Here is a 10,764-nt window from a genome sequence, read left to right as displayed (position 1 = left end):
TTTTCTTGGAAACTCAATATTATAACTCATTTAAAAACTGCTCTATTTACCACTAGAGCAGTTTTTGTTTGCAGAAAAGTGAAGATTAAAGTCAGTTTCTCGATTTTTTGACCCTTTCTGTACTTCAGACCCAAAGTTAAAGTTTTTGATAAGTTAAAAAAGGAACATCTACAACTTCTCCCTCTACCTCACCTACTTTAACCGTTGAACCGACTCCACCAGCCTTAGTGCGAATATAACCTAAACCAAAATGTTTTCCATCACTGTTGGTATAACTGGTTAATTTTCCGACCTTAACATCATCAATTAATATCGGAGTTCCGGCTGAAACGGACGCCTTCAAACGAATACCCCAGAGTTTTTGCTTAACACCTTTATAAGTATTAAGACGGGTAATTGTTTCTTGACCAATGTAACAGCCTTTATCAAAAGATAGAGTTTGCCATAAACCTGCTTCTAGGGGGTTGTAATCTTCTGTCAGTTCCGTATCGGGTGCGGGACGGCCGGCTAAAACCCGTAAATGCTGCCAAACGGTTTCGCCCAAAGGAATCGCACCCGCCTGGGTTAAGACTTGCCAGACCGAGGTGGCGATGGATGTGGGAAGGATCAGAGTATAGCCAGGGGTGTCTAAACCACTACCCACGGCGATGCGAAGACTATAACCTGCAATTTCAAAGCATTGATGGGAGCCGTAGGATTTTTGTTGTAAGTCCATGATGCCGAATTTGTTAAGAACCTGGGGACTCTCTTGGCCTAGGAGACTAAAAACGGCATAATCATGGGTAATATCCTGTAGTTCTACTTGATCCATGGGAAAAATATACCGATCTAGCCATTCCATCAACTGTTGGCGACGGTTTGGTGAAACTAAAACAAGAATGGCATCTTCCGTGATCAAAGCTGTTGCTAAATCAAGAGTTCGAGCCGTAGAAGTGACAAATACGGTATCACAACCTTCTCCGGGTTTGAAACTCTGAATGGAATTGGTGCTTTGATTATGTAAAAATCGGAGTCGATCTGCTCCCGAAATTTTTAATAGTCCCCAGTAAGACCGATCATAGATCGCAACACCCTGTTTTGTGGCGGTGATAGCCTCAGTTTCGTTGCCAAAACTCATGGGAACGCTTTCGCCTGTGTTTAAGGTTCCAAAAATGGCCCCCATAGAGGCTTGTAAATTCTGTAATTCTGAAATCATGGTGGGAGTCAGGAGATTAAATTTTTTTTCAACATTGATGAGTATAGAGAATTAAGATCAAGAATGGGGAGCGTCTGAGGGCAAATGAGCAAATAAGTCTTGAATAATTTTACGAGTTTTATTTTCTAGGTTCTGCCAATTTATATCTCCTATTTCTTGATCAATTAAACTTATATCAATTTCAACCTCAAAACTTTCTTGGGTAGTATGGGTCAGGTAATAGTTTTGAAAACAGATCTGATAACACAATTCCCAAATATCGAGACTAACGTGCTGACCATTATGCTCTAATTCTAACCGATATCCAGGGAAAGGATCTTGGACTTCCTGATAACTTCCTGTCCAGATAGATTCGTCTAATTGTTTACGGATGTTGTCTAGGAGGCGAATCAAAGCAGGCTGCATCAGGAGTTCGGCTTGTTGCCAAGCTACGGGATCTTTAATTTTGGGTTTCATAATATCTGAATCTTAAAGGGATTTTTCTATTGTCTCAGTTCATGCTGAAAGTGCGAAATTTTATTTGATTTAGAGATAGTAAATAATTGTCATGTATTTTTTAGTTTTAATTAACTATAAAAGTCTTCGTCACATAGAACCGATTACTGATTACTGATTACTGATTACTGATTACTGATTACTGATTACATTGCTCGCATAACCCAAAAAACTCTAGGGTATGGTAATAAATTTTAAAATTGTGGGATTGTTCCAGTTCAATTTCTAGGTGATGGACAGGACATTCATCCAGGGGAATCGAACGTCCGCATTCCACACAGGTGAGATGATGTTCGTCTTGCTGCATACAACTATAAACCGCTTCCCCCGTTGTTAAGGTTCGGACATGAATTAACCCTTCCCGTTTCAAAGCATCCAAAGAGCGATAAACCGTGGCTAACCCCATCATTTGGTTTATTTTCCGCAACTCCAAATAAAGATCTTGAGCAGAAACCGATCGTTTTAGGGTTTTGAGTTGGGTGAGAATCCGGTCTTGACTGCGGGTGCGACGAGGTTTCATTATCAATTATTTGCAAATCTTAGCCTATTTCACCGGCTATTCTACCAGGATACAATAAATACAGAAACTCTGACCTGTATGAACGGCTGACGGATTGGCGAAGATTATTTCTCATCGTCTAAGGGATGAAGTGATGGCTTCTTAAATAAAGATTTGACCTGAGCTATCCCAGATTGGAGTTTTTTTAAGGGTTGAATTTTTTGAAATACCATAATCCCACCGGTCACTAACATCCAGAGCAAGCCCAAACCATTGAACAATACATAAAGTGGTTCTAAGGTTTGTCCTAAATACTCGCCTTCGTGGATACTCATGAGGAGATGAACTTGGTCGCGGGATAGTCCCAGCCAACTTTTCCCGACCCGATAGAAAACACCTGTGGTAACGGTAACGAACAAAGGCAGTAAAACAATAGGTGCCAAGGTACGATGCCATTTTCTCAGGTGTTGATTCGGGTTCATAAATATAGTTCAGCCAAAATTCAACGGGACTGGGCGGATTTGAACCGCCGACCTAGCGCTTCAGATTTGTGTGAGTTTCCCCACTCTCTGGACTATTCCTTCACCGTAGGCGGGTGTCGCCCGTAGGTGGTGGCCGTTTGTCTAAAGAATAAAATTATTATTCCCTAGAGCCAGTCTCTGCACCTTCTTTCCCCGTTGAGAGGGAAAGCTTGGCTCAAGATTACCTTATCGGTTTCCAGACTTAGGCTTCCTTGAGTTTGACCACATTCACTCACGGGGTTTCCCCAAATGGTGCCCGATTCTTCAGGAGGCGCTTGCTCTATCCACCTGAGCCACAGCCCCAAATTAACACTATTTCCATAATAGCATGATTGGTTGTCTAAATTTAACCAAACTATATATAGCAAGAGGCAATAGGGAATAGGCAATCTCGCTATAGGTAAATACTTACTGTGAGCAGCTTTTAGCTTTCAAGAATGTCCTAATAGATGTGGCGACTGCTATATATCGTGCTTGCGTAATTCCTGTCAATGCTTACTCGCTGATCGTGACAATCTCAAATCTCAGGTTGATAGTCAGGGAAAGCCTACTTTCAGAGGTAAGCATATTCAGGCCAAACTAATGAGTAAATTTGGTTAACTTGCTCTACAGCCAGCTATTGAAACGATTTAAACTTTAAGCCGAACAAAACCAGACCGAGATTAAACAACTCAGTCGGGTTCTAAAATCTGCCCAAAATCCATAGTAGGGTAAAATTATCAACAGTTTTGGCAAGTTCATTAAGAACTATAAAGTTGACATAGTTATGGAACCTCTCTATCAATACGCCTGGCTAATTCCCGTGTTGCCCCTATTAGGTGCGACCTTGGTTGGAGTCGGGCTAATTTCTTTCAACACCGCCACTAACAATTTGAGACAAGTTTGTTCAACCTTCCTGGTCTCAACGTTAGGGGCATCAATGGTCTTATCTTTTGCTCTGCTTTGGAGTCAACTCAACGGTCACGCTCCCTACACCTATATTATTGACTGGGCAGCGGCCGGAGACTTTAGACTAACGATGGGTTATACCATTGACCATTTAGCGGCGGTGATGCTGGCAATTGTGACAACGGTGGCTTTCCTAGTCATGATCTACACCGATGGTTACATGGCCCATGACCCCGGATATGTACGCTTTTATGCCTATCTGAGTTTATTTAGTTCTTCCATGTTAGGGCTAGTAATTTGCCCGAACTTAATTCAGGTTTATATTTTCTGGGAACTGGTGGGGATGTGTTCCTACCTATTAATTGGGTTTTGGTACGATCGCAAACCCGCCGCCGATGCTTGCCAGAAAGCCTTTGTCACCAACCGAGTTGGGGACTTTGGTTTACTCTTAGGGATTTTAGGCATCTATTGGGCCACCAATACCTTTGATTTTAGCCTCATGGGAGAACGGCTAGAACAAGCCGTAGAAACGGGTTCCCTCAGTGTCGCCTTAGCCACCTTATTAGGGGTGTTGATTTTTCTTGGCCCCGTTGCTAAGTCGGCCCAATTTCCCCTCCATGTTTGGCTTCCCGACGCCATGGAAGGCCCGACCCCGATTTCTGCCTTAATTCACGCTGCTACGATGGTGGCCGCCGGGGTGTTTTTAGTCGCCCGGATGTACCCCGTGTTTGAGGGGTTGCCGATAGTGATGAATATTATTGCCTTTACTGGATGCTTTACGGCATTCTTGGGGGCCACTATCGCCCTAACCCAAAATGACATTAAAAAAGGGTTAGCCTATTCGACTATTTCCCAACTGGGTTACATGGTAATGGCGATGGGGGTGGGGGCCTACAGTGCCGGACTATTCCACCTGATGACCCACGCCTATTTTAAAGCCATGTTATTCCTGTGTTCGGGTTCAGTCATTCACGGCATGGAGTCTGTTGTTGGCCATGAACCTGTTTTAGCCCAGGATATGCGTCTGATGGGCGGTTTACGCAAATATATGCCCGTCACCTCCGCTTGTTTCCTGGTGGGAACTTTAGCAATTTGTGGTATTCCCCCCTTTGCTGGTTTCTGGTCAAAGGATGAAATTCTCAGTAATGCCTTTGCTGCTAACCCGATATTATGGTTAGTCGGTTGGTTAACGGCCGGAATGACTGCCTTCTATATGTTCCGAATGTATTTCATGACTTTTGAAGGCAAATTCCGAGGTAATGACACCACCATTCAACAAAACCTGTTAACGGAAGCTAATGGCCCCCAATTTGCCTTTGGCCCTGGGGCGATGAACCCGGACGAGTTAGCCCACGGCGACGATCACGGCCATAGCCACGATCCCCATGAGTCCCCAGTTACCATGATTTTACCGTTAATGGTATTAGCGGTTCCTTCGGTATTAATTGGGTTGGTAGGAACTCCGTTTAATAATATTTTTGAGTTGTTTATTCACGCCCCTGGGGAAAGTGTGCAACAAGTTCAAGAACGTCTGGCGGAATTTGAATTAACGGAATTTTTAATTATGGCAGGAAGTTCCGTTGGTATTGCTTTAATAGGAATTAGCATTGCCTATTTAATGTATTTGGCGGGTAAAATTGACCCCGTGGCGATCGCTGCCAAATATCCAGCCCTTTACAATTTTTCCAAAAACAAATGGTATCTCGATGATATTAACGAAGTGCTATTTGTTCGAGGTAGTCGTCGGTTAGCCCGACAAGTTATGGAAGTAGACTATCGCGTTGTCGATGGTGCCGTTAACCTTACCGGGTTAGTCACCTTAGTCACGGGAGAAGGCTTAAAATACCTAGAAAATGGTCGCGCCCAATTCTACGCCCTGATTGTATTTGTAGCCGTTCTCGGCTTCGTTGTCTTCTCAGGAATTACCGGGTAAATTCATCAGTTATCAGTTAACAGTTATCAGTTAACAGTTAACAGTGGTTAGACGTGCTAACTGATTGTAGCTTAATTTTAATTCCTTCATTCAGTGCTTGATCTATGGAACATTTTCCTTGGCTAACAATAACCATCTTATTTCCAATTATCGCCGCCTTACTGCTCCCAATTATTCCAGATAAAGATGGAAAAACGGTGAGATGGTACGCTTTAATTGTGGGACTAATCAATTTTGCTATCCTCATTTATGCCTTTAATACGGGATACGATTTCCAGACCCCAGGTTTACAACTCGTAGAAAAATATACTTGGGTTCCCCAAATAGACTTAAATTGGTCGGTGGGGGCAGATGGGTTATCAATGCCCCTAATTATTCTGACAGGATTTATCACCACTTTAGCGACTTTAGCCGCTTGGCCTGTCACCCTAAAACCGAAATTATTCTATTTCCTGATGTTATTAATGTACGGCGGACAGATTGCTGTCTTTGCGGTACAGGATATGTTGTTGTTCTTTTTAGTCTGGGAATTAGAATTAGTTCCGGTTTACCTAATTCTATCAATTTGGGGTGGAAAAAAACGCCTCTATGCTGCTACCAAATTCATTCTTTATACAGCAGGAGGTTCGCTTTTTATCCTAGTTGGTGCTTTAGCAATGGCATTCTTTGGAGATACCGTCACCTTTGATATGCAGGCGATCGCAGCCAAACACTATCCCCTGAATTTACAACTGCTATTATATGGCGGTTTCCTAATAGCTTACGGGGTGAAATTACCAATTTTTCCCCTGCATACTTGGCTCCCCGATGCCCACGGAGAAGCCACCGCTCCCGCCCATATGTTACTAGCAGGAATTCTGTTAAAAATGGGGGGATATGCGTTACTAAGAATGAACGTCGGAATGTTACCCGATGCCCATGCGACTTTTGCTCCAATTTTAGTAATTTTAGGGGTGGTTAATATTGTCTATGCCGCCTTCACTTCTTTTGCCCAAAGAAACCTGAAACGGAAAATCGCCTATTCTTCAATTTCCCACATGGGTTTTGTATTAATTGGGATGGCATCCTTCACCGATATTGGTATGAGTGGAGCGATGTTACAAATGGTTTCTCACGGGTTAATTGGGGCGAGTTTATTCTTTTTAGTCGGCTGTACTTACGACCGTACCCATACCTTAATGTTGGATGAAATGGGTGGGGTTGGTATCAAGATGAAAAAGGTCTTCGCCATGTGGACAGCTTGCAGTATGGCGTCCTTAGCATTGCCGGGGATGAGTGGATTTGTGGCCGAGTTAATGGTATTTATTGGGTTTGCCACCAGTGATGCCTATAACTCGACATTTAAAGTGATCGTGATTTTATTAGCAGCCGTTGGAGTGATTTTAACTCCGATTTATCTGCTCTCAATGTTGCGTGAAATTCTCTACGGCCCCGAAAATAAAGAGTTAGTAGAACATGAAAAATTGGTGGATGCTGAACCGCGAGAAGTGTTCATCATTGCCTGTTTATTAGTGCCGATTATTGGTATTGGGTTATATCCGAAAATATTAACCCAAATGTATGATTCTACAACCACACAGTTAACGGCATTAATCCGTCATTCTGTACCAACTTTAGCGCAAAAGCCAGAAGTTAAACCGAGTAAATGGAAATTCCTATCTGTGACCGCGCCTAAAATTGGCAATTAGTTAGTGATCAAATATTAGTGATTTCATAAACCTGATTTCTTCAAGAAATCGGGTTTCTTTTTATGTGTTATAGCGCTACGCACTCTTATAGCAGGTCGCGCTGGCTGGTTTACGATGGTCAAGCCTTAAATGTTACCACCAAGACACAAAGACACAAAGAAGTTGTCAACATTAACCTGCTCATTGATATAACTCTTGTCCCGTTGTCTCAACAACGTATAATTATAAGCGATCGGCGGCTGATTTGTTGAATATTTGGGTTTATGCAGAGGCGTATTCTGAAGAAATTGAACAAGCATTAAAAGAACAAGAAGATTGACATCCGCCCCGGCGTGAACGCACGGGGATTCCATCTATTTCAACAAATCAAAGATTGACAACTGCTGAAATTCTGGACGGGTTGACGCTTCGCCGAGATGTGCTTTCTTTACAGAAAGACTGACCTTCTCTCCACGTCCGTTTAAAGTCTCCGAATGCCCTCCGGCGACTAAAATATTTATTGCAGCATTAACATCTCGATCATGAGAAGTTCCACAATTAAGACAAATCCACTCTCTAACATTTAACTCTTTTTTGCCACCGTGAAAACCGCAACAAGAACAGGTTTGAGAAGTAGGAGTCCATCTATCAATTACTCGAAAATCCCGCCCGTACATTAGCGATTTAGCCTCTAACATAGTTCTAAAATACTGCCAACCTAAATCGCTGATTGCACGGGATAGTTTGCGGTTTTTCATCATCCCTGACACATTCAAATCTTCTAAGACTATTGTTTGATTTTCACGAATAATCTTAGTTGACAGTTTGTGTAAAAAATCATTTCTGATATCAGAAATTTTAGCATGAAGTTTGGCTAGTTTTTTTCTAGCAACTTCCCTTCTTTTACTACCTTTCTGTTTCCTTGACAAATTATGCTGTAATTTTCTTAAACGCTTTAATTGTTTCTTTAAAGGTTTAGGTGATTTAATTTTTTCACCGTTGCTTAGTGTAGCAAAATCAGCGATACCTAAGTCAATTCCAACACTTTGTCCTTTTTTGGGTAATTGTTGAGGATTAAACTCAACTACAAAGCTGACAAAATATCGATCAGCACTATCTTTGATTAGGGTGACACTAGAAGGAATTGCGGGTAATTTTCTACTCCAAATTACTTTAACATCACCTATTTTAGCTAGGCAAATGTAATCAGAATTAGGATAGAGTTTAAACCCATTATCGGTAAATCTAGCGGATTGCTTAGATTTACGTTTCTTGAATTTAGGTGGCTTAACTTTCTTGCCTTTTCTTTGCCCTTTACAGGATTTAAAAAAGTTAGAATAAGCCTGCTCCAAATCTCTCAAAGATTGTTGCAAAGGAACAGAGGAAACTTCTGTTAACCATTCTTTTTCCTCGGTTTTCTTGATTTCTGTAAGTCTTTTAGATAGTTCACTGCTAGAAGGTTTTTTGTTACCCGCACGGTATTGTTCTTGACAGTAAGCTAAAGCATCGTTAAAAACTACACGACAACAGCCAAACAATTGAGACATCTGCCTCTGTTGTTGGTTAGTTGGGTAGATTCTGTACCGATACCTGGCTTTCATTGTTTTTGTTGCTTACGAGCACTTCTTTAGTATACACTAAAATAGAATAAAAAGCCGTCGTAGAACGACGGGGTTTTAAACCCATTTTTCTGATAAATTATAACCGAGTCATATCGATTTGTGGACTGGCTCCAGGATAATAGGGATGTATTTGCAGCCTACAAAACCAGTTTAGGCTTGATTTGGGCTTGATTTTTGTTTAAGTTTCATTAGGACTTCCCCAAATTACGGTTTCATGTTTATAAATAACCATCCCAGGTTTAGCCCCTTTAGGTTTATAAACGTGCTTAGGTTTAGTATAAATAACCGGAACTTGTTCACTATTTCTAGCCCGACTATAATAGGCTGCTAAATTAGCCGTAAACTGTAAATCAATATCATCAGCAACCTGTCCGGGATTTAATCTTAATAATACATGACTTCCGGGGATTTCTTGAGTATGAAACCATAAATCATAATCCGTTGCTAGTTTAAAGGTTAACTGATCATTTTGACGATTATTTCTGCCAATTATAACCTCAATCTGATTCGGGGTTTGATAACGATGGAATTGTGTTGATAAAGTAGAATTAGGACTACGATAATTAGGAATATTAATATAACCTTGTTGAATTAATTCCTCTCGAATTTCGGCTAAGGTTTGTAAATCTTCGGCGGTTTGATAGGTTTCAACTAAACTAATCGCTGACTCGACTTGTTCTAAATAGTTAATTTCGGTTTTAACTGCATTTAGTAGGGGTTCAACGGCTATTCTCGCTCGTTTTAACTTTTGATGTCGTTTATATAAACTTTGAGCGTTTTGGACGGCATTACTCTCTGGATTTAAGGGTATTTTAACAGGTTCTCCCGTCTCAAAATCAGGTAAGTTAATCTCCTTCATTCCCGGTTTCCATTCGTGCAGAAATGCCATTAATAAATCCGCTTTTGCCCGATAATCGTCAGCTTCATCTGATTGTTGTAACCTTTGAATAAATTGATCTGCTTTAACTTGTAGTTTCTTTAAAACACTATTAAGTTTTTGACTAACTTGATGGCGCAGTTGGTTAAATTCCTGTTGATTTAACTCATTTGTATAATAAGTATTAATTAAAATTTGAACCGATTTAACTTCAGCAATAATTTCTACATTCCAAGGAATAATATCATAACCTTTTGTGGTATTATAAGGAATAAAACTATTGTTTTCTAAGGTTTTTAGCCAAGTTTGCCAACTTTGAAATAACCGATACCAGTCTTCTGAATTTAACGTATTTGTGGGTTGAGTCGGATCTAAACTTGCGGCTTCAATCATTGCTTGAACTAACCCAGAACTTAAACCTCGATAATTTTTTAATAGTTGTTGTTTTAACGCACTGGGAATTAAACTCACCCGCTCTTGCCAAAGGGATTGATCTTGATTTAAACTCGGAATTGGTTCGGTTAATTTAGGCGGTAATTCATAGAATTGATTAGTTAAAATTGGTCTAACACTCGATTGTTGTAAATTCACTTGATGGGCGGCAGTAACAATAATATTGTCCGATCCCGTTAAAATAATATTACTATATTTCCCCATAATTTCCACATACAAATGCCAGAGGGGATCATCCCCTGGACGTTGGGCAAATTGCAGATCTAAAACTCTTTCCCATGGGTCAAATTGCCGAATTTCAACTAATGCTAATCCCGCCAATTGATGACGGAGTTGATCACTAAAAGTAAAGGTATCAGGAATGCGAGGAGGAGGATCACCGATGCAAATTCTGGCGGCTTGGGGATGGCAAGAAATATCCAGCCAGCCTCGACTTTTTAGGGTGCGTAAGCCCAAAGAAATGGTAAAGCGATCGCGTTGATACACCTGTTCTAACCGCGCTGGAAGCCAGTCTTGCCGCAGTTCACAACAGCTTGCGATTAATGTTGTTAAATCAAAAGATTGCATAATATTTGTCCGATCGCCTTAACCTTTCCCCATTGTCTCATTATTTT

At 41.0% G+C, this 10,764-nt stretch carries 8 protein-coding genes; 2 read left to right on the top strand and 6 right to left on the bottom strand.

Features of this window, described 5'->3' with window-relative positions:
* Positions 1-136 precede the first annotated feature (136 nt).
* The 4 genes from ygfZ to AC559H_RS24570 all read right to left on the bottom strand — a co-directional run bounded on the left by ygfZ (position 137) and on the right by AC559H_RS24570 (position 2,632).
* Positions 137-1,195, bottom strand: coding sequence for a CAF17-like 4Fe-4S cluster assembly/insertion protein YgfZ (ygfZ, locus tag AC559H_RS24585; RefSeq protein ID WP_026786268.1), 1,059 nt, complete (start codon positions 1,193-1,195; stop codon positions 137-139).
* 57 nt (positions 1,196-1,252) lie between these two features.
* On the bottom strand, positions 1,253-1,651 hold the full coding sequence (locus AC559H_RS24580) for a hypothetical protein (protein ID WP_026794605.1): 399 nt from the start codon (positions 1,649-1,651) through the stop codon (positions 1,253-1,255).
* Positions 1,652-1,829: 178 nt separating this feature from the next.
* Positions 1,830-2,210, bottom strand: a complete 381-nt coding sequence (locus tag AC559H_RS24575) for a Fur family transcriptional regulator (RefSeq protein ID WP_026786266.1) — start codon at positions 2,208-2,210, stop codon at positions 1,830-1,832.
* 104 nt (positions 2,211-2,314) lie between these two features.
* Positions 2,315-2,632, bottom strand: a complete 318-nt coding sequence (locus AC559H_RS24570; protein WP_026786265.1) for a hypothetical protein — start codon at positions 2,630-2,632, stop codon at positions 2,315-2,317.
* An 844-nt stretch (positions 2,633-3,476) separates the two neighbouring features.
* Between AC559H_RS24570 and AC559H_RS24565 the strand changes: the two genes are divergently transcribed.
* Together AC559H_RS24565 and ndhD1 are read left to right on the top strand one after the other, a co-directional pair.
* On the top strand, positions 3,477-5,531 hold the full coding sequence (locus AC559H_RS24565) for an NAD(P)H-quinone oxidoreductase subunit 5 (protein ID WP_026794607.1): 2,055 nt from the start codon (positions 3,477-3,479) through the stop codon (positions 5,529-5,531).
* 104 nt (positions 5,532-5,635) lie between these two features.
* On the top strand, positions 5,636-7,219 hold the full coding sequence (ndhD1, locus tag AC559H_RS24560; protein ID WP_026794608.1) for a photosynthetic/respiratory NAD(P)H-quinone oxidoreductase subunit D1: 1,584 nt from the start codon (positions 5,636-5,638) through the stop codon (positions 7,217-7,219).
* Positions 7,220-7,572: 353 nt separating this feature from the next.
* Here ndhD1 and AC559H_RS24555 read toward each other — a convergent pair whose 3' ends face one another.
* Positions 7,573-8,745, bottom strand: coding sequence for an RNA-guided endonuclease InsQ/TnpB family protein (locus tag AC559H_RS24555; protein ID WP_330949832.1), 1,173 nt, complete (start codon positions 8,743-8,745; stop codon positions 7,573-7,575).
* A gap of 253 nt (positions 8,746-8,998) precedes the next feature.
* On the bottom strand, positions 8,999-10,717 hold the full coding sequence (locus AC559H_RS24550; protein ID WP_026794611.1) for an Rqc2 family fibronectin-binding protein: 1,719 nt from the start codon (positions 10,715-10,717) through the stop codon (positions 8,999-9,001).
* Between the last annotated feature and the right edge of the window lie 47 nt (positions 10,718-10,764).

Origin of the sequence: Planktothrix prolifica NIVA-CYA 540, from assembly GCF_963864145.1 — a bacterium.
GTDB lineage: Bacteria > Cyanobacteriota > Cyanobacteriia > Cyanobacteriales > Microcoleaceae > Planktothrix > Planktothrix agardhii.
Note: the sequence above shows the minus strand (reverse complement) of the source record. Positions and strands in the feature narration are given on the sequence as shown.

Coding starts and splice junctions, on each gene's coding strand:
- AC559H_RS24555 (WP_330949832.1), bottom strand. CDS start 8,745: ATGTCTCAATTGTTTGGCTGTTGTCGTGTAGTTTTTAACGATGCTTTA.
- ndhD1 (WP_026794608.1), top strand. CDS start 5,636: ATGGAACATTTTCCTTGGCTAACAATAACCATCTTATTTCCAATTATC.
- AC559H_RS24580 (WP_026794605.1), bottom strand. CDS start 1,651: ATGAAACCCAAAATTAAAGATCCCGTAGCTTGGCAACAAGCCGAACTC.
- AC559H_RS24565 (WP_026794607.1), top strand. CDS start 3,477: ATGGAACCTCTCTATCAATACGCCTGGCTAATTCCCGTGTTGCCCCTA.
- ygfZ (WP_026786268.1), bottom strand. CDS start 1,195: ATGATTTCAGAATTACAGAATTTACAAGCCTCTATGGGGGCCATTTTT.
- AC559H_RS24575 (WP_026786266.1), bottom strand. CDS start 2,210: ATGAAACCTCGTCGCACCCGCAGTCAAGACCGGATTCTCACCCAACTC.
- AC559H_RS24550 (WP_026794611.1), bottom strand. CDS start 10,717: ATGCAATCTTTTGATTTAACAACATTAATCGCAAGCTGTTGTGAACTG.